At 67.5% G+C, this 19,028-nt stretch carries 18 protein-coding genes and 1 tRNA gene; 7 read left to right on the top strand and 12 right to left on the bottom strand.

Features of this window, described 5'->3' with window-relative positions:
- Positions 1–14: 14 nt before the first annotated feature.
- The 6 genes from ASC95_RS26325 to ASC95_RS26300 form a co-directional block, all read right to left on the bottom strand.
- Entirely contained in the window at positions 15–635 is a 621-nt protein-coding gene (locus tag ASC95_RS26325) for a 50S ribosomal protein L25/general stress protein Ctc (protein ID WP_057300786.1), read from the bottom strand.
- A 78-nt stretch (positions 636–713) separates the two neighbouring features.
- Complete coding sequence (locus ASC95_RS26320; protein WP_057300653.1) at positions 714–1,676, bottom strand: ribose-phosphate pyrophosphokinase; 963 nt, start codon at positions 1,674–1,676, stop codon at positions 714–716.
- Between the two features lie 64 nt (positions 1,677–1,740).
- Positions 1,741–1,817 (bottom strand) — tRNA-Gln (locus ASC95_RS26315).
- Between the two features lie 40 nt (positions 1,818–1,857).
- Positions 1,858–2,751 (bottom strand): 4-(cytidine 5'-diphospho)-2-C-methyl-D-erythritol kinase, encoded by an 894-nt coding sequence (gene ispE, locus ASC95_RS26310; RefSeq protein ID WP_057300652.1) that lies wholly within the window; start codon positions 2,749–2,751, stop codon positions 1,858–1,860.
- Positions 2,748–3,260 carry an outer membrane lipoprotein LolB gene (locus ASC95_RS26305; RefSeq protein WP_057300651.1) on the bottom strand — a complete coding sequence of 171 codons (513 nt, stop codon included), beginning with the start codon at positions 3,258–3,260 and terminating at the stop codon, positions 2,748–2,750. Before ASC95_RS26305 ends, ispE begins: the two co-directional genes overlap by 4 nt.
- Complete coding sequence (locus ASC95_RS26300; RefSeq protein WP_057300650.1) at positions 3,257–5,002, bottom strand: tetratricopeptide repeat protein; 1,746 nt, start codon at positions 5,000–5,002, stop codon at positions 3,257–3,259. The genes ASC95_RS26305 and ASC95_RS26300 overlap by 4 nt, the downstream gene beginning before the upstream one ends.
- A 42-nt stretch (positions 5,003–5,044) precedes the next feature.
- On the opposite strand from ASC95_RS26300, the gene mutM reads away from it, so the two are divergent.
- From mutM to ASC95_RS26280, 4 genes are all read left to right on the top strand, one after another.
- Positions 5,045–5,863 carry a bifunctional DNA-formamidopyrimidine glycosylase/DNA-(apurinic or apyrimidinic site) lyase gene (gene mutM / locus ASC95_RS26295; RefSeq protein WP_057300649.1) on the top strand — a complete coding sequence of 273 codons (819 nt, stop codon included), beginning with the start codon at positions 5,045–5,047 and terminating at the stop codon, positions 5,861–5,863.
- Positions 5,848–6,867 carry an A/G-specific adenine glycosylase gene (gene mutY / locus ASC95_RS26290; RefSeq protein ID WP_057300648.1) on the top strand — a complete coding sequence of 340 codons (1,020 nt, stop codon included), beginning with the start codon at positions 5,848–5,850 and terminating at the stop codon, positions 6,865–6,867. The genes mutM and mutY overlap by 16 nt, the downstream gene beginning before the upstream one ends.
- A 3-nt stretch (positions 6,868–6,870) precedes the next feature.
- Entirely contained in the window at positions 6,871–7,173 is a 303-nt protein-coding gene (locus tag ASC95_RS26285) for a hypothetical protein (protein WP_057300647.1), read from the top strand.
- 78 nt (positions 7,174–7,251) lie between these two features.
- Positions 7,252–9,009, top strand: coding sequence for a methyl-accepting chemotaxis protein (locus tag ASC95_RS26280; RefSeq protein WP_235538060.1), 1,758 nt, complete (start codon positions 7,252–7,254; stop codon positions 9,007–9,009).
- Here the strand turns inward: ASC95_RS26280 and ASC95_RS26275 are convergent.
- The 6 genes from ASC95_RS26275 to ASC95_RS26250 form a co-directional block, all read right to left on the bottom strand.
- Positions 9,006–10,133: an FAD-dependent oxidoreductase gene (locus ASC95_RS26275; protein ID WP_082568137.1), complete on the bottom strand. Its 1,128-nt coding sequence runs from the start codon at positions 10,131–10,133 to the stop codon at positions 9,006–9,008. The two genes, ASC95_RS26280 and ASC95_RS26275, sit on opposite strands and share 4 nt — an antisense overlap.
- Before the next feature lie 2 nt (positions 10,134–10,135).
- Complete coding sequence (locus ASC95_RS30210; protein WP_082568136.1) at positions 10,136–11,857, bottom strand: M56 family metallopeptidase; 1,722 nt, start codon at positions 11,855–11,857, stop codon at positions 10,136–10,138.
- Positions 11,857–12,243 carry a BlaI/MecI/CopY family transcriptional regulator gene (locus ASC95_RS26265; RefSeq protein ID WP_057300646.1) on the bottom strand — a complete coding sequence of 129 codons (387 nt, stop codon included), beginning with the start codon at positions 12,241–12,243 and terminating at the stop codon, positions 11,857–11,859. Before ASC95_RS26265 ends, ASC95_RS30210 begins: the two co-directional genes overlap by 1 nt.
- 278 nt (positions 12,244–12,521) lie before the next feature.
- On the bottom strand, positions 12,522–13,436 hold the full coding sequence (rapZ, locus tag ASC95_RS26260; RefSeq protein WP_057300645.1) for an RNase adapter RapZ: 915 nt from the start codon (positions 13,434–13,436) through the stop codon (positions 12,522–12,524).
- The gene (gene recN / locus ASC95_RS26255) at positions 13,433–15,127 is read right to left on the bottom strand and encodes a DNA repair protein RecN (protein ID WP_056193824.1); all 1,695 of its coding nucleotides are present in this window, start codon (positions 15,125–15,127) and stop codon (positions 13,433–13,435) included. Before recN ends, rapZ begins: the two co-directional genes overlap by 4 nt.
- Before the next feature lie 9 nt (positions 15,128–15,136).
- Positions 15,137–16,003 carry an NAD kinase gene (locus ASC95_RS26250; protein ID WP_057300644.1) on the bottom strand — a complete coding sequence of 289 codons (867 nt, stop codon included), beginning with the start codon at positions 16,001–16,003 and terminating at the stop codon, positions 15,137–15,139.
- Positions 16,004–16,070: 67 nt separating this feature from the next.
- Here ASC95_RS26250 and hrcA point away from each other — a divergent pair, with 67 nt between their 5' ends.
- The 3 genes from hrcA (at position 16,071) to ASC95_RS26235 (ending at position 19,003) form a co-directional block, all read left to right on the top strand.
- The gene (hrcA, locus tag ASC95_RS26245; protein WP_056193832.1) at positions 16,071–17,078 is read left to right on the top strand and encodes a heat-inducible transcriptional repressor HrcA; all 1,008 of its coding nucleotides are present in this window, start codon (positions 16,071–16,073) and stop codon (positions 17,076–17,078) included.
- Positions 17,079–17,531: 453 nt separating this feature from the next.
- Positions 17,532–18,683 carry a YhcG family protein gene (locus ASC95_RS26240; protein ID WP_057300643.1) on the top strand — a complete coding sequence of 384 codons (1,152 nt, stop codon included), beginning with the start codon at positions 17,532–17,534 and terminating at the stop codon, positions 18,681–18,683.
- A gap of 134 nt (positions 18,684–18,817) precedes the next feature.
- Entirely contained in the window at positions 18,818–19,003 is a 186-nt protein-coding gene (locus ASC95_RS26235; RefSeq protein ID WP_157256518.1) for a hypothetical protein, read from the top strand.
- Positions 19,004–19,028: the final 25 nt, after the last annotated feature.

The following is a 19,028-nucleotide window of genomic DNA, read 5'->3' as shown; positions in this document are numbered from 1 at the left end:
AAGCCTCGAAGAAATTACTTCTTCTTCTTCTTCTTGCCGTCGTCGGCCACCGGAGCGGCGGCAACGATGACTTCTTCAGCAACCGGCGCGACCGGCGTTGCGATGACGGGGTTCGGCTTGCCGTGCGTGACGACCTTGATGCCTTCCGGCAGCTTGATGTCGTTGACGTGCAGCGAGTGACCCTGGGTCAGGCCCGATAGATCCACCTCGATGAACTCGGGCAGTTGCTTGGCCAGGCAGGTGATCAGCAGCTCGGTCACGACGTGGTTGACCGTGCAGTGATCGGTCTTGACTGCCGGCGAGACCTCTTCACCGATGAAGTGCAGGGGCACTTTCTTCGTGATCTTGGTCGTGGCGTCCACGCGCTGGAAGTCGCAGTGCAGAACTTGCGGCTTGTACGGGTGCATCTGGAAATCGCGCAGCAGCACTTGCGTGGTGGCGCCAGCCAGTTCCATGTCCAGCAGCGAGCTGTGGAAGGCTTCCTTCTTGAGGGCGTGGAACAGCGCGTTGTGATCGAGTTCGATCATGACGGGCTCACCGGCGCCAAAAACAATGCCCGGCACCTTGCCGGCCACTCGCAGGCGGCGGCTCGCTCCGGTCCCCTGCAACTTGCGCTCAAAAGCGACAAACTTCATGGTTTTCTCCAAAAGAGAACGGCACCCGCGACCAGGCACCGTTTGAAAAAGCCGTCTTGCGACGGCCGTGTATTCCGATCAGAAGTTGTTGTTCTGCTCGGAGAAAAGGGAGGTGACCGACTCGCCATCAGAGATGCGGCGGATGGTCTCGGCGAACAGGAAGGCCACCGACAGCTGGCGGATCTTCTTGCAGGCCTTGGCCGCGTCGGTCAGCGGAATGGTGTTGGTGATGACGACTTCGTCCAGCTGCGAACCGGCGATGCGCTCGATGGCCGGGCCCGACAGGATGGGATGGGTGCAGTAGGCGAACACGCTCTTGGCGCCGCGAGCCTTCAGCACCTCGGCCGCCTTCACCAGGGTGCCGGCGGTGTCGATCATGTCATCCATGATCACGCAATTGCGGCCGTCGATCTCGCCGATGACGTGCATCACCTCGGACACGTTGGCGGCGGGGCGGCGCTTGTCGATGATGGCCAGATCGCAGCCGAGTTGCTTGGCCAAGGCACGCGCACGCACCACGCCGCCGACGTCAGGCGACACGACGACGAGGTCGCTGTAGTTGCGGCTCTTCAGGTCCGATAGCAGGACGGGCGACGCGTAGATGTTGTCGACCGGGATGTCGAAGAAGCCCTGGATCTGGTCGGCGTGCAGGTCCATGGTCAGCACGCGCTCGACGCCAACGGTCTCAAGGCAGTTCGCCACGACCTTGGCCGAGATCGGCACGCGGGTGGAACGCGGGCGGCGGTCCTGGCGGGCGTAGCCGTAGTAGGGGATGACGGCAGTGACGCGGCGGGCGCTGGAGCGCTTGAGCGCGTCCGCCATGATCAGCAACTCCATCAGGTTCTCGTTCGTCGGCGCGCAGGTGGGCTGGATGACGAAGACATCGCGGGCGCGCACGTTCTGCTGGATCTCGACAGTGACTTCTCCGTCGGAGAAACGCCCGACGACGGCCTTGCCCAGCTCGAGACCGAGATGGGTAGCGATTTCCTGAGAGAGGACCGGGTTCGCGTTGCCGGTGAAGAGAACCGTGTTGAGCAGCACTGGGCTTCCTTGAGTCAGTGGCCCGCTGAATGCGCAGCCGGTTCAGCGAAGTACGGAAAACATTTGGCAGGGGAGGAAGGACTCGAACCCTCGCATGTCGGAATCAAAATCCGATGCCTTGACCAACTTGGCGACTCCCCTACACAGGACCCGGCCGAGCGGCCGAACCCCTTTAACTTTGTCAGCCGGCCCAGCCCGCGAGCGGGTGTTGAGCCAGACTGCGGCAGATTCGACCGGTCCACTCCGCAGGTCTGGCCCGCAGTAATGTCGCCAGGGACTGGTCGTCATTGCCATCTTTTCCGTTCCCGGCGAGTACTGAAAACACCGCAGCGCCTGAGCCCGTCATCCGGGCGTTGCCGAATTGCTTCGACATGCACGCTACCGCGTCTTGCACTTCACTGCTGATACTTTCAGCGGCTGGCTGGAGGTCGTTGTGACCAAAGCCATTCACCAGTTTTTCTGCAGTTCCAGCCAGGGCGGGAAAGCCCGCGACTATAGCCAGGTTTTCGCTCCTTGCCAAGAGTGGGCTCGAAAAGATGTCCTTGGTCGCCAGCCCGGCCGGGCCCTTGAGCACGGCGAAGCGCTGTTCGGGCAAGGTCAGTGGATGCAGGATTTCGCCGATGCCTTCGACAAAGGCCGGGCCGCCGCCGAGGAAGAAGGGCAGGTCGGCACCGAGCTTCAGGCCGAGCGCCATCAAGCGGTCCAGCGGCAGGCGCAGATCCCAGAGCCGGTTCAGCGCCAGCAGTGTGGTCGCCGCATCCGACGAGCCGCCGCCCATGCCGGCACCGGCGGGCAGGCGCTTTTCGAGATGGATATCGGCGCCGAGCGTGCAGCCGGTCTCGGTTTGCAGCAGGCGGGCGGCACGCAGGCAGAGGTCGTCGGCGGGCAGGTCGCCTGCGAGCACATCGTGGCGATGCAACCGTCCATCTGCGCGAGTTTCCACATGCAATGTGTCTGCCCAATCGATCAGCACAAAGACCGACTGCAACAGGTGGTAGCCATCAGGCCGCTTGCCGACCACATGCAGAAAGAGGTTGAGCTTGGCGGGCGCGGCCAGGTCGTACAGCGCCTTCATTCGCCGCTGTCCAGCCGGGCGCGCAGCGTGACGGTGGGTTCGGCCAGGCGCGTGGCGACGAGGGCGGGCAGCTTGGGTTCGATGCGCCAGCCCAGTTGCTCGAAGCCGCTCGTCGTCGTGCGGTGTGGCGCGGCGGGCCAGGGTCGGGCCTGCAGCCAGTCAAACAGCGCGGCAACCGGCACCGGCTCGCCCAGCAGCTCGCGGGTCAATGCGTCGAGGTCGTCGAAGCGGCGCTCGTCGCCGGGCGTCTGCAGCGTGACGCGGCCGGGCTGCCAGTTCGCGCGGGCCACAAGGGCGCCGAGCGGCGAAGTCAGTTCCAGCCGCCCCGCCTGCGGGCCGCCGAAAAGCTCGAAGCTGGCCGCGCCGCCAGTGCCGCGGTTGTGCGCATCGCCGGCCACGGTCACGCTGATGCGGCCGCTGAGCCGCGACTCCTGGCCAGCGGGCGGCGCCTGAGGCAGCTGCGCGCAGCCGGCAACGGCGAGTGTGAGGAGCAGGGCAGCCAGCCTCATCGCGGCTTGACCTTCAGCCGGTCCAGCGTTTCGCGCAGGGCTTCGTTGGCGGGGTCGCGCTGAGTGGCCTCCGCAAAGACGCGGCGGGCTTCATCCTGGGCGCCGCTGGCCCACAGCACCTCGCCGAGGTGGGCGGCGATCTCGGCGTCGGGGCGGGCGGCATGAGCCTGGCGCAGCAGCTTGGCGGCCTCGGGTAGGTTGCCCAGGCGGAACTCAACCCAGCCCAGGCTGTCGACGATGAAGGGCTCGCCAGGCGCCAGCTTCAGCGCCCGTTCGATGAGCTCCTTGGCCTCGGGCAGGCGCAGATTGCGCTCGGCCAGCGAATAGCCCAGGGCGTTGTAGGCATGGTGATAGTCGGGCTTGATCTCGATGACCCGGCGCAAGAGGCTCTCCATTTCATCGAAGCGGCCTGCCTTCTCGGTCATCATGGCCTGTTCGTAGACGAGATCGGCGTCGGCCGGGAAGCGGGTGGTGGCGGTCTTGAGGACGGCCAGTGAGGCCGTGTAGTCGCGCTGCTCGCGCATCAGCTGGGCTTCGGCAAGCAGCGCGGCTCGGGCGTCGGCATCGCTGGCATCGGTTGCCGGTTGCAGCAGCTTGCGGGCCTCAGGCAGCTTCCCTTGCCGAGCCAGCAGACTGGCCCGGCGGTAGCGCAGCTCCAGGCCGTTGCCGTCCACTTTTTGCAGTGCCGCCTCGGCGGCCTTGAGATCGCCGCGTTGCTCGGCCGCCTGGGACAGCATCAGCCAGGCCTGCTGGCGGCCCTCGGCGCGGGCCTTGATCTCGGCATCGGTGCCTGAGGCCGGCGTGTCCAGCCGCTTCAGGGCCTCGCGCAGGGCAGCCTCAGCGGCGGCAGCATGCTTGAGCTCCAGTTCGGTGGCGCCGAGGGCCAGCCAGGGGGCGGGGTTGTCGGGCGTCGCCTCGGTCAACAGGCGGAACTCACGCGCGGCGTCGGCCGGGCGCTGCGCCAGGATCAGCGCGCGGGCATAGGCCTGGCGCAGCGCATGCTGCTCGGGCGACTGCTGCAGCCTGGCGGTGATCAGCCCTTCGGCCTGCGGCTCCGTGGGCATGAGGTCGACGGCCAGTTGCATCGCGTCATCGTTGTCGGGAACGAGTTGGTTGAGTTCGCGGGTCAGCCCAAGTGCGCGCGCGTTCTCGCCGGCATTGATGGACAGGCGGGCCTCGGTGTACAGGGCGGCGGGCTTGAGCGGGCCGGTCTGGGCCTGCAGCACCGGGCGCAGTGCCGTGAGCACGGCCTTGGGATCGGGCGAGCGCTGGAACAGGCGGGGAAGCGCGAGGATGAGCCCGGGGCGCTGCGGAGCGGGCGCAACGCGCAGCAAGCTCGCCAGCGGCGTGGGTACTTCGGCGGGCTTGTTCATGACGGCCAACAGTTGCACGCAGTTCTGCAGCGCCTCGGCCGACGTTGGCACTGTCTCGGCCCAGGCGCGTGCGGCCATCAGGGCCTGGTCACCCGCACGAGCCTGCACGGCGATGTTGACGACGCGCTTGAACAGCTCCTCGTCGCCGGTACGGCGCGCGGCGTCCAGCAGCACCTGGAAGGCGACGCCGGCCTGGCCGCTCTGCAGCTCAAGTTCGCCGATCAGCAGCTGGTAGAACAACGGCGCGTCCATGGCCGAGTTCGTCGGTGCCTCGGCGGGAGTGGCCGGCGCGACGGCATCCTGGGCGTGGGCTTGCAGGGCGGCGAACAGGGCGGCCGCGGCGATCACGCGGCAAGTGGGAAGGGGCATTCGAACTCCGACAGAACAGGGCCTGATTATGATTTCCACCTCATGCCCGAGTTACCCGAAGTCGAAGTCACGCGCCGCAGCTTTGCCAGCGCCATCCAGGGGGCCCGGGTGACCGGCCTGCGCCTGGGGAAACCCCTGCGCTGGCCACTCGGCGTGGACCCCGAAACCCTGCTCGGCAGCCGCGTCGGCAGCACGCAAAGACGTGGTAAATATTTGTGGCTCCCGCTGGAAAACGCCGGGGGCTTGTTGATGCACCTGGGAATGTCGGGTTCGCTGGCCTTTCTCGACACGACGCCGGCGCCCGGCTCGCATGACCATTTCGACCTGTACACCGACCACGGCCTGCTGCGCCTGACCGACCCACGGCGTTTTGGCGCCGTAGTCTGGGGCGCGGCGCTGGACGCAGAACCGATGGCCACGCTGCTCGGCAGCCTGGGCCTGGAGCCTTTCGACGAGCGATTCGACGGCCTGCACCTGCATTCCGCGCTCAGCGGCCGGCGCGTGTCCATCAAGCAGGCGCTGCTGGCAGGCGACATCGTCGTCGGCGCCGGCAACATCTACGCCTGTGAGGCGCTGTTCATGGCCGGCATCGACCCGCGCCTGCCCGCCGGCAAGCTGAGCCGGCCGCGCGCCGACAAGCTCGCTGCGGCCGTGCGCACGGTGCTCGGCCAGGCGCTGGAGGCCGGTGGCACGACGCTGCGCGACTTTCGCGACGCCCATGGCGTCGCCGGCAGCTTCCAGATGCAGGCGCAGGTCTATGGCCGCGAAGGCGAGAACTGCCGGCGTTGCGGCACTGCCATCCGGCGCATCGTGCAAGGCGCACGTTCCACCTTCTTCTGCCCCCAATGTCAGAAGCGCTGATCAAGGACTTCGGCAAGACCGTCGTCGCCTGGCAGCGCCGCCATGGCCGCAACACGCTGCCGTGGCAGAACACGCGCGACCCGTATCGCGTCTGGCTGTCGGAAGTCATGCTGCAGCAGACCCAGGTCGCGACGGTGCTGGGCTATTACGAACGCTTCCTGGCGCGTTGGCCCAAGGTGACCGACCTGGCCGCGGCGTCGCTGGACGAAGTGCTCGCGCAATGGGCCGGCCTGGGCTACTACAGCCGGGCGCGCAATCTCCACGCCTGCGCCAGGGCCGTGGCCGATCTGCATGGGGGCGAGTTCCCAGGCACGGCTGCAGCCCTGCAGACGCTGCCCGGCATCGGTCGCTCCACGGCTGCGGCCATCGCGGCCTTCTGCTTCGGCGAGCGCGTCGCCATCCTGGACGGCAATGTCAAGCGCGTGCTGTCGCGCGTGTTGGCATTCAGCGGCGATCTTTCCAGCAGCGCCGCCGAGAAGAAGCTGTGGGACCATGCCACCGAGCTGCTGCCCGAGCGCGACGTTGACCGCTACACCCAGGGCCTGATGGACCTCGGCGCGACGATCTGCAGCACGCGCTCGCCCGACTGCCTGCTCTGCCCCGTGCAGCCCATGTGCCTCGGGCAGCAGGAGGGCGATCCGACGCGCTTCCCGGTCAAGACCAGGAAGCTCAAGCGCGGCCGTCGCGAGAACTGGTGGCTGTGGGTCGAGAGCGTCGAGGGCCGGGTCTTGCTGCAGCAGCGACCTGACACCGGTGTCTGGGCGGGCCTGTGGACGCTGCCGATGTTTGACGACGAGGCCAGCGCCCGAGCGGCCCTGCCGGGCGGCGAGTTGGAGACGCTGCCGCGGCTGCAGCACGCGCTGACGCATTTCGACTGGGTGCTGCACACGCTGCGGGCCGGGGCAGTTGAGGGTATGACTCCTGGCGGCACTTGGGTGGCGCGGGAGAAACTGGTTGATTACGCGCTGCCCGCGCCGCTGAAGAAACTGATCGAGGAACGCTGAACCATGAAACCACACATCAAGAGCGGCATCGAGTACGCGGTCATCACCCTGCTCGTCGCCGGCCTGTGCCTGTGGCAGATCATCAGCAGCACCCAGGACGGCGAGCCGCCGGCGTCCCGACTTGTCCTGCTCGGGCTGGGCCTCGTCGTGGCCGGCACCATGCATTGCGTTTTCATGATGCAGCTGGTGCGTCGCACGGGCCGGGCCTTCATGCCATGGTTCATTGCCATCGTCGTTTTCATGCCCATCGGCACCGCCGTGCTGCTCGCCTTGCTACTGGGCGAGGCCGAGCCGTCTGAAAGTTGACAAAACACCGGCTGCACACGCATTGCCTGCCCGCACCGAAACGGGCACAGTCCCCCGAACAACGACGAGGGGACAGCCGTGGATGCACTGAAGAACCTGCGCGTCGGAAAGCGCCTGGCCTTGGCCTTCGCGGTGCTGCTGGCACTGATGCTCGCCATGGCCGGTGTTGGCGCGCTGTTGACGAAATCGATCAACAACTACACCGAGTACTACCCCGAGAACATCCTGCCGTCGCTGCGTGTCATTCACCAGATTGACGGTGCGCTTTCCGATGCGCGGCGGTTCGAGCAGCAGCACATCCTTACAGACGACGACAAGCAGAAGAAGGACGTTGCCGCCCAGATCGTCAAGGCGCGTGACAACGTCCGCCAGCGGTTGAAGGACTATGAGTTGCTGGCCGCCGATGACGAAGACCGCGGGTACATGAAGAAGGTGCGTGAGGGCGCTGAAGCTTATTTCGCGGGGCAGGAGAAGACTCTCAAGGCGTCAGAGGAAAGTGCGGCCGATCCGACCCAGGGTACGGCGGCCCGGGAGTTGAACGGGACTGCCCGCGCCGTCTTTCTGCCGCTGCGTGAGAACGTCAGCAAATGGTGGGATTACAACGAGAAGCTGGCCGCAGCGACAGCGGCTGCCGCCGAGAGTGCCTACCGCCGTGTGTTGTTGATCTTTGGCGTTGCGTCGGCCGCGGCCCTGGTCATCGGCGTGCTGGCTGCCCTGTCCATCACGCGTTCCATCACCGGCCCCGTGCAGCGCGCTTCCGACGCGGTCAGGGCGGTGGCGGCCGGCGACTTGACACAGCGCCTGCAGAGCAGTTCGCGCGATGAGCTCGGCCAGTTGCTGACCATGCTGGACGAGATGACGCAGAACCTGGCGCGCATGGTGTCGGGCGTGCGCCTGGGCTGCGATCAGCTCAGCGTCGCCGCGGCCGAGATCGCCCAGGGCAATGCCGACCTGTCGGCGCGCACCGAGAGCCAAGCATCGAGCCTCGAGCAGACGGCGGCCTCGGTCGAGCAAATGGCCGCGCAGATCAAGGCCAATGCGGACAACGCCCGCCAGGCCGACCAGCTCGCCAACCATGCCTCCGAAGTGGCCGGCGCCGGCGGCACCGCGGTGGGCGAGGTCGTCACGACGATGGACGCCATCTCGACCTCCAGCCGCAAGATCTCCGACATCATCGGCACCATCGACGGCATCGCCTTCCAAACCAACATCCTCGCGCTGAACGCCGCCGTCGAGGCGGCGCGGGCAGGCGAGCAGGGCCGCGGCTTCGCCGTCGTGGCCGGCGAGGTGCGCTTGCTGGCGCAGCGTAGCGCCGAGGCGGCCAAGGAGATCAAGAGCTTGATCGGCGACAGCGTCACCAAGGTCGAGAGCGGCAGCGCCCAGGTGCTGGCCGCGCGCGAGACCATCGGCCAGATGGTCAATGAGGTGCGCAAGGTGACCGACCTGGTCGGCGAGATCACCGTCTCCAGCCGAGAGCAGAGCGAAGGCGTGGGCCAGATCAACGCGGCCGTCAGCCAGCTCGACCAGGCCACGCAGCAGAACGCGGCTCTCGTGGAGCAGACAGCGGCCGCCGCTGAGAGCATGCGCATGCAGACGGCCAAGCTGGCCGAGGCGGTGGCGGCCTTCCGCGTGGACGCGGGCGCTGCGGCGCCGGCGCCGCGCGGCGCGCCCAAGCCGGCAGCGCGGCCCGCCACGGCGCCCCGGGCTGCGACGCCCAAACCTGCGCCGCGCCCCACGGCTCAAGCCAGGCCGGCGCCGGTCAATACGGCGCCCGCACCGAAGCCCGTTTCCGCCCCCGCGCCCAGCCAGGCCGAGGGCGACTGGGAGACCTTCTAAAACAGGCCGGCGAGCCGCTGCACCGCGGCCTCGCTCTGGGCCCTGTCGGGGCGCAGATCGTCATTGCCGAAATCGTGCTCGCCCATGGCCGCGACGAGCAGGCCGTCACGCCGTGGCAGCACGACGAGGTTCTGGCCGCGGTAGATCAGCGCGTAATCCACCTCGGGCTGCGGAATGAGGCGAGCCGTCTGGCCGCGCACCGGCGTCATGCTGGTGTCGCCCAGCAGCTTGCGCGCCCCGTCGCCCGTGCAGTTGACGACGACGCGCTCGGGCAGGCGGGCGAAGTCGCGCGGCTGCCGGAACTCGCGCTGCACCAGTTCGCCGCCATCGCGGGCGAAGTCGTCCAGCAGCAGGCGCTGGTAGGCCGGGATGTTGAAGATGAGCTGCGTGAAGCGGCGCGCGTGCGGTTTGCGGAAAGGATGCTCCGCGGCCGAAAGCGCCTTGCCCTGCGGGCGCAGGTCGGCGATGCGCGACGACAGCTCCGGATAGTCGGGCTCGCCGATATGGCCGGGCAGGGCCTGATCGAAATCCTCGTCGGCGACGACATAGCCGTCATGCCATTCGACCGGTCCGGAGGGCAGGCCGAGATAGCTCTGGTGCACCTTGAAGGACGCCCTCGCCATGGCTTCCCAATCGGTCGTCCAGGCCTCGCTGGCGTTCTCGCTCGTGATGATGCGCGAGTCCGGCGTCCACAGCCCGGTGGCCGCTGAGGAGTGCACGCGGGGTGGGCGGTCCTTGGCGTAGAGCCTGACCTTGTAGCCGGCCTGCTGGGCGGTGCGTGCCGTCGTCAGGCCGATGGCGCCGCAGCCGATGACGGCGATGCGCTCACCCGGGCGAACGCCGCGCGACTGGATCAGCGCCAGCGCGCGCTGGGCCGAACCCCAGGACAGTGACCAACCGCTGCCACCGTGCCCGTAGTGGTGGACGACTGTCTTGCCGAAGCGTTTCTCTGCTTCGATGCGCGGCCCCTGCGCGCGAAAGGGGCGGATGCCGACGGCGATGTCGACGATGCGGTCCACGCTGGCGCGCATCGCAGCCGGTGGATTCGGTGCGGCGAAGTCCAGGCTGTAGCCGGGCAGGGCGAGGGCGGCGCTGCTGGCCGCAAGCAGATGACGGCGCTGCATGATCAGAAAGCCTGGCGGGCCAGCGACTTGCGGATCAGCGCCGCATCGCGCAGGCGATTGGCCGAGCCGTCGGCATCCAGCAGCACCACGGTGACCGGGCGCTTGCCGCTCAGGATGCGCATGGCCAGGCAGCGGCCGGCTTCCTCGGTGTAGCCGGTCTTGGAGACGCGGATGTTCCAGCCCTTGGCACCGACCAGCCGATTGGTATTGCGCACCTCGCGCTGGCGGCCGTCGACTGGCACCTTGGTCTTCTTGACGCTGGTGATGCGTTCAATTTCGCCGTAGCGCGCCGCCGCTGCGGTGATGGCCGCCATCTCGGTGGCCGTCGAGGTATTGGCCGGCGACAGGCCGGTCGGGTCGGTAATGGCCGTGCGCTTCAGGCCAAGGGCGCGGATCTTGGCCTGCATGGCCTTCTCGAAGCCGGCCTCGCCGCCGGGGAAGGTGCGCGCCAGTGCCGCGGCTGCGCGGTTCTCGGACTCCATCAGCGCCAGCTCCAGCGCGGCCTGCCGGCTCATCTGCGTGCCGACGCGAACCCGCGAGCGGCTGTGCTTGAGCGTGTCGACGTCGTCGCTGGTGATGCGCAGCTTCTCGTTCGGGTCCAGCTTGGCGTCGAGCACGACCATGGCCGTCAGCAGCTTGGTCAGCGAGGCGATCGGCACGGCGGTGTCGGCATCACGAGCCATCAGCACCTTGCCCGTGGTGTCGTCGATGACGATGACATGCTTGGCATTGACGGGCAGGCGCAGTTGTTGAACCGGCGGCGCCTCGGCCTCGATGGCCACCGGGCTGGGCGGCGGCTCGACCGGTTCGCGGCCCTTGGCCTGCACGACGAAGCTGGTCGCGGCGATCAGCAGGGCTGGCAGGGCCAGCTTCCAGCCAGTCGCCTGGGGGCGCGGCGCGAGCAGGCGCTCGATGCGGGCAAGCAGGTCGCCGCCGCGAGCGGCGAGCGCAGGGGAGGGGGTCATATCGGAGCAATCCATTTCAGAAAGGGCGTGCAGGGCCAGGGCCAGGCGGCGTGAATCACCGAGCAACTCGGCCGAGATCTCGTCGGCTACCAACTCGCGCTCATGACGCATGCGAGCCGACAGCCACCAGACGACGGGGTGAAAAAAGAGCAGGGCCTCGACGGCGCTCTGCAGCAGGTTGGCCGCGTAGTCCCAGCGCCGCACATGGGCCAGCTCGTGCGCCAGCAGCGCTTCGATCAGGTCAACCGGGAGGCGGGTCAGCAGGGCGGCAGGCAGCAGCACGCAGGGCCTGAACATGCCCAGGGCGATGGGGCCGGCCAGGTCGGGCAGCAGGCGCAGCGGGACGGGCCGCTTGAGGCCCAGGCGTCGAGCGAGGCCGTCCAGCCGCGCCTGCCATTCGGCCGGTGCCGGCGTGCTGCGCCGCCGCGCGCGGCCGACCCAGGCCAGGCCCAGGGCCAACCGCGCCAGCATCAGCGCCGTGCCCAGGGCCCAGGCGCTGACCAGGGCCGGCATCTGCTCAGCCAGTGGCGGCAGCTCGCCGATGAACTCGGTTTCGGCCGGTGCGAGATCCAGGCACTGCGCCAGCGGCAAGCCCAGGCAAAGCGCCAGGCCGGCCGCGCAGACGGCATAGCGCCAGCGTGCCGACGCGCCACGCATCAGCGCCAGCAGCAAGGCCACGGCGGCGCCCACGACGACGCCCTGCCAGACGAAGTTCACGAGGGCCCAGCCCCAGGCAATCATGGCGATGTCAAGGCTCATCAGGCTTCATCCCCCTTCCCGGCCAGCAACTGGCGGATTTCCGCGCGCTCCTTGGCGCTGACGTGGTTCTTCAGGGCGGCCAGCACCAGGGCCTTGCCAGAGCCGGCAAAGGCCTTGCTGATGAAGTCCTTCACCAGGGACTGCTGCAGCTTGTCCTGCGCGTGCACGGGAGCGTAGAGCTGCGGACGCTGGCTCTCGTCGCGGGTCAGCAGGCCCTTGCCGTGCATCACCTGCAGCTGGCGCAGCACGGTGGCGTAGGTGGCGTCGGGCCGATCGGGCAGCAGGGCCTCGTGCACGGCCTTGGCGTCGGCGGGGCCGTGGCGCCACAGCACCTGCAGCAGGTCAAGCTCGGCCGCCGTTGGTTTGGCGGAGGGTGTTTGGCTCATGGATTCAGAATATCTGTTCTAGAACTCATTATCTAGAAGTTTTGTTCTGAATTGTTCATGCGGGGCGAGCGCCGGGCCGCTCCCTAGCCGGCCCGCTCTGGCGATGTGCTCGTGGCTCTATGCCGCGAGCATCGCCGTCCCCTCGGGGGCTGAGGCCGGACACGGCAAGTCCTGTGGACTTGTCGTGCCTGCCGAAGAGCAGCCGCACTGTCGGCTGCGCGGTCTGCAAGACCGACCAGCCGCGCCGGCGTTCAGCGAGCGAGGCTGGGCGAGGGGCTCTACCTTGCATCCAGCTCGCGATGGCGCTTCAGCACATGGCCGTGGTGGCTGAATTGGCGCGCCAACATCTCGACGAGATACACGGAGCGGTGCTGGCCGCCAGTGCAGCCAATGGCCACGGTCAGGTAGCTGCGCTGGTCGGCCGCGAAGTTGGGCAGCCAGCGCGACAGGAAGCCGGCGATCTGGCCCATCATCAGCCCGACCTCGGGCTGGGCTGCGAGGTAAGCCGCCACCGGCGCATCCCGGCCGTTGAGCGGGCGCAGTTCGCGGTCGTAATAGGGGTTGGGCAGCACGCGCACGTCGAAGACGAAGTCTGCGTCGCTGGGTACGCCGTGCTTGAAGGCGAAGCTCTCGAAGACCAGGGTGAGCTTGGCGCCGACGTGCGGGCCGACGAGATCACCGAGCCAGGCACGCAACTGCGCCGGGCGCAGCTGGCTGGTATCGATGACGGTGGACTCGGCCTTGAGCCCGCCGAGCAGTTCGCGCTCCAGCTTGATGGCATCCAGCAACAGGCGGTGGCTGTCATCGGCCGCGCCTTCCAGCGGACCGAAGCCGGTGTCGCGATCCTCGCGCAGCGGGTGAGGCCGGCGTGTCTCGGAGAAGCGCCGCATCAGCGCCTCGTTGTTGGCGTCCAGGAAGATGGAGCGTACCGGCACGCCGGTGGCCCGCAGGTCCTTGAGCAGGGGCAGCAGCAGCGGCAGCGAACTCGCCGAGCGCACGTCCACCGCGATGGCGACACGGCGTTCGCCGCGTTGCTGCTCCAGCCGCAGGAAGTCCAGCAGCAGCTCCGCGGGCAGGTTGTCCACGCAGAAATAGCCCGCGTCTTCCAGCGCATGCATGGCCACCGACTTGCCGCCACCGGACATGCCGGTCAGCAGCACGACGTCGCCCTGCAGATCCGTGTCCGTGCTCATGACTTGGCCTTGCGCGGCTTGGTTGCCGTGGACGCGTCCAGCATCTCCTGCGCATGCGCCAGGCTGGTGGACGACAGGCGCTCGCCGCCCAGCATGCGGGCGATCTCGGCCACGCGGGCTTCGCCGGCCACAGGGCTGACGGAGCTGACGGTGCTCGTGCCCTGCAAGGCCTTGGCGACGACCAGATGACGGTCGGCGCACGCGGCCACCTGGGGCAGGTGGGTGACGGCCAGCACCTGGCGCTCGCCGGTTGCCGAATGGCCGAGCTGCTTCATCAGCCGGCCCACCGTCTCGGCGACGGCGCCGCCGATGCCGACGTCGATTTCGTCAAAGATCAACGTGCCGGGCGCGTTGTCGGTTGCGGCCTGGCTAGCCGTCACCGCAATGGCCAGCGCGATGCGCGACAGCTCGCCGCCCGAGGCCACCTTGGCCAGCGGGCGCGGCGTGCTGCCGGCATGGCCGGCGACCAAGAACTCGGCGGATTCGACGCCAAAGCTCTGCGGGCCGTCGGTGGGGTTCAAGGCGATGTCGAACTGACCGCCCGCCATGCCGAGTTGCTGCATCGCTGCCGTGACGGCGGACGCGAGCTGCGGTGCCGCCTTCTTGCGAGCTCGGCTGGCGGCCTGCGCCTCTGCGTCGAAGGCCTGGCGCGCGGCGGCGAGGGCCGCTTCAAGCAGCGTGGGGTCGCTGGCGGCGTCGAGCTGAGCCAGCTCGGTGCGCCATTGCGAGAGCAGGGCCGGCAGCTCGTGAGGCTGGCGGCGGTAGCGGCGCGCCAGCGTCATCCAGGCCGACACGCGCTCGTCCAGCTCAGCCAGGCGGTTGGGGTCGAGATCGGCCTTGTGCAGATAGGCCGACAGCGTGTGGCTAGCGTCCTGCAGCTGGGCCTGCACATCGCGCAGGGCCTGCACGGCGGGGAGCAGGCGGGCGTCGTGGTCGAGCACGCGTTCGAGCTGGTCCAGCGCACCACCGGCGAGGGACTGGGCGCTGGGCTCGGCCTCGTCCAGCGCATCCAGCGCCGACTTGGCCGCGTCGATGAGGGACTGGCCGTGCGACAGGCGACCATGCTCGGCGTTCAATTCCTCCCACTCGCCCTCGGTGGGCGCCAGGCCGTCCAGCTCGCCGATCTGCCAGGCCAGGCGTTCGCGTTCGCGCAAGGCGTCGGCCTGCTGGCTCTGGGCCTTCTGCAGCGCCTCGGCGGCCTGCTTCCAGGCGGCGTGGGCGCGGCCCAGCGGCGCAGTGTCCAGCCCCGCAAAGCCATCCAGCAGCTCGCGCACGGCGGCGGGGCGGGTCAGGCCCTGCCAGGCATGCTGGCCGTGGATGTCGAGCAGGTGGTCGGCCAGCTCGCGCAGCTGCGTCAGCGTGGCCGCGCCGCCGTTGATCCAGGCGCGGCTTTTTCCCGCGGCGTCGATGACGCGTCGCAGCAGCAGCGTGTCGTCGCAGTCGAAACCGGCCTCGTCCAGCCAGGCGCGCAGATGCGCCGGCGTGTCGAACTCGGCAGTGATCTCGGCCTTGGCCGCGCCTTCGCGCACCACGCCGGCGTCACCGCGGCCACCCAGGGCCAACTGCAGCGCGTCGATCAGAATGGACTTGCCAGCGCCGGTCTCGCCGGTCAGCACGGCAAAGCCGGGCTCGAAGTCGAGCTCCAGCGCGGGGACGATGACGAAATCCTTCAGGCTCAGGTGCCGCAGCATGGTCAGCCTCTAAACATACCAACGCAATTTGCGTCGCAGGGTCGCGTAATAGCTCCAGCCCTTGGGGTGCAGAAAGCGCACCTGGTGCTGGCTGCGCCGCACGGTGATGGTGTCGCCGTGCAGCAGGCTGGCGAGGCTTTGCATGTCGAAGTTCACCGACGCATCGCGCCCGGCGACGATCTCCAGGCGCACCTCTCCGAGGTCGGGCAGCACGATGGGCCGGTTGGACAGCGTGTGGGGCGCGATCGGCACGATCAGCCAGCCGGCAATGCTGGGATGCAGGATGGGCCCGCCCGCTGACAGCGCATAAGCCGTGGAACCCGTGGGGGAGGCCACGATGAGGCCGTCAGCGCGCATGTTGGCGACGAACTGCTCGCCGACTTCGATCTTCAGCTCCACCATGCCGGAGCTGCCGCCGCGGCTCACGACCACGTCATTGAGTGCCAGGCCGGAGAAGATGGATTCGCCGTCGCGCCAGACTGCGCCTTCCAGCATCGCCCGGGGCTCGACTTCGTAGTCGCCCGCCAGCACCGGCGCCAATGACTCGCGCCAGCGCTCGATGGGAATGTCCGTGATGAAGCCCAGCCGCCCCTGGTTGATGCCCACCAGCGGAATGCCGTGGCGGGCCATGTCCCGTGCGAAGCCGAGCATCGTGCCGTCACCGCCGATGACCACCGCCAGGTCGCATTGCCGGCCCAGCTCGTCGTTGGACAGCGCTTCATAGCCTGTCAGGCCGGTGTTGAGCGCGGTGTCCGCTTCCAGCGAGACGTCCAGGCCCTGGCTGCACAAAAATTGGGCAATCTCCTCCAGCACCGGCCCGATGCCAGGCGCTTGATGCTTGCCCACGATGGCGACATGTCTGAAGCGCTCGGCCATGCGGCAAATTACACCACAGGGGTATCGCCTCTCTCTGCAGGAAAAGGGGTGTCCATAGAATGCGGGCATGCTCGACGAGCGATCCAAATCCCTGCTGAAAACCCTGGTCGAACGCTATATCGCGGACGGGCAGCCGGTCGGCTCGCGCACGCTGTCCAAAGCCTCGGGCCTGGAGCTCAGCCCCGCGACCATCCGCAATGTGATGGCCGACCTCGAAGAACTCGGCCTCATCGCCAGCCCGCACACCAGCGCCGGCCGCATCCCGACGGCGCGCGGCTACCGCCTCTTCGTTGACACCATGCTGACGGCCCAGCCCGGCCTCATCGGTGTGGAAACGGCGCAGCTGCAGCCCGACCAGCCCCAGCGCGTCATCGCCAGCGCAGCGCAGATGCTGTCCAACCTTTCCAGCTTCGTCGGCGTCGTCACGGCGCCCAAGAAGCCCAGCGTCTTCCACCACATCGAATTCCTGCGCCTGGGCGAGCGCCGCGTCCTCGTCATCCTCGTCGCACCCGACGGCGACGTGCAGAACCGCGTCGTCTTCACGGCCCAGGATCTCAGCCAGGGCGAACTGCAGGAAGCCAGCAACCGCCTCAACGCCGGCTACGCGGGCCTGACGCTCGAAGCCGTGCGCGAGCGGCTGCGCCACGAGGTCGACGAACTGCGCGGCGAGATCGCCGGCCTGATGAGCGCAGCCGTGCAGGTGGGCAGCGAGGCCATGCAGCAGCAGGAAGAACGCGTCGTCGTCTCCGGCGAGCGCAACCTGCTGACCGTGCAGGACTTCAGCCACGACATGGGCAGCCTGCGCCGCCTGTTCGACCTCTTCGAGCAGAAAACCCAGTTGATGCGCCTGCTCGATACGTCGAGCCGCGCCGAGGGCGTGCGCATCTACATCGGCGGTGAAAGCCAGGTTGTGCCCTACGAGGAGCTGTCCATCGTCAGCGCGCCTTATGAGGTGGATGGCCAGGTGGTCGGCACGCTGGGCGTCATCGGCCCGACCCGCATGGCCTACGACCGCATGATTCAGATCGTCGACATCACGTCGCGGATGGTGGGGCAGGCGCTGAGCCAACGCTGACTAGAATCTGCGCCTTCTCTCCGGGGCATTTGCTCAGTCAGCGGCGGCCGGGAGCGAAATAGAAGTTGTTGTATCAGTGGGCCGTTAGCTCAGTTGGTCAGAGCAGAGGACTCATAACGAAAGTTGTGCACCGGGTGGCGAAAGCGCCTGCGTGAATGGCGTCAAATTCGGCGAACCCTGACGGCCGCAAGGCACAAGGCAACGCCGAGCCAAGCCCCGCGAGGGGAAGGTGTAGAGACTAGACGGCGCCCGCCTACAGGCCTTCACGGTCCATGGCGAAGGCATAGTCCAGGGAGTCCAGAAATGGGCACAAACCGGAATCCTTTGGTCGCAGGTTCAAGCCCTGCACGGCCTACCACTAGACAATAGCCTGGGAGGGCGCATGAGCAGCGGCTGGGACCTGACTCATGAGGTTCTGATCGAGTTTGGCGCGCTGTTGAACGAGGTGCATGCATGAGCGAACTCCTTCCCGGCAGCGACGATGCGGGGCCCAGCTACAACGGCATCCACGGCGACATCGTCGCTCTTCTGGAGGCCGCCCGTCATGCCGCCGCACGCAGCGTCAATGCGCTGATGACGGCCAGCTACTGGGAGATCGGCCGACGCATCGTCGAATTCGAGCAAGGTGGGCGGGGCCGAGCTGCTTACGGCGACGCATTGATCAAGCGCTTGTCTGAAGACCTGACTGCCCGCTTTGGGCGCGGTTTCAGCCGCCAGAACCTCTGGCAAATGCGCTCTTTCTACCTTGCCTGGCCTGCCGAGCAGATTTTGCAGACACTGTCTGCGAAATCCTCTAGCCTGCAGATTCTCCAGACGGTGTCTGGAGAATCGATGGGCCTACCTGCACTGGCCCAAGCCTTCCCGTTGCCCTGGTCGGCCTATGTGCGCCTGCTGTCCGTCAAGTCCGAAGCCGCGCGCGCCTTCTACGAAACCGAGGCCCTGCGTTGTGGCTGGAGCGTGCGTCAGCTCGACCGTCAGGTCAACAGCCAGTTCTATGAGCGCACCGCCCTGTCGCACAACAAGGCGGCCATGCTGCGCAAGGCTGAAGCTGCCGAGCCCGGCGATGTCATCACTCCTGAGCAGGCGCTCAAGGACCCCTTCGTCCTGGAATTCCTCAACCTCAAGGACGAGTACTCGGAGTCAGACCTGGAAGACGCGCTTATCCAGCACCTGGCCGACTTCCTGCTTGAGCTGGGCGACGACTTCGCCTTCGTGGGCCGGCAGCGGCGCCTCCGGCTGGACGACGCCTGGTTCCGTGTCGATCTGCTGTTCTTCCACCGCCGGCTGCACTGTCTGCTTGTCATTGACCTGAAGATCGGTAGATTCAGCCATGCCGACGCGGGCCAGATGCACATGTACCTGAACTACGCCCGCGAACACTGGATGAAGCCCGGCGAGAACCCGCCCGTGGGCCTGGTGTTGTGCGCCAGCAAGGGCAGCAACGAGGCGCACTATGCCCTGGAGGGCCTGCCCAACAAGGTGATGGCCGCCGAGTACCAGACCGTACTGCCGGACGCCAAGCTGCTGGAAGCGGAGCTGGACAAGACGCGGCGGGAACTGGAAGGGCGGGGTGTCAGCCAGGGTGATGTGGAGGCCGGCGAATGAGGGCTTGGACCATGACAACACAGGGTGGCGTTGCGCCCATCATCCGCAGAGCGGTAGACATCCGGCCTGACCGCTCCTATCCCTAATTGGGCATTCGCTCCTTCGGCAACCGCACACTGAGACAGGAGAAGCTTATGACTCTCGAAGTGCCATTGCCGTCCTTGTCTGTTCAGCAAGCATTCAATCAGCTCCATGCCCAGGTCACCACCACCCTGAAGGCCAAGCGCACTGCCATTCGCCAGGAGAGCGCGATATTGCTGCCCGATACGCTTGAGCGACTGTTTAACACATCGACACAGGGCGCGAGCCATGGCCAATGACGCCCTCGCGCAGTCAGATGCGGAC

It is taken from the genome of Pelomonas sp. Root1217, from assembly GCF_001425705.1.
GTDB lineage: Bacteria > Pseudomonadota > Gammaproteobacteria > Burkholderiales > Burkholderiaceae_C > Pelomonas.
This window is presented reverse-complemented; position numbering and strand designations above follow the sequence as displayed.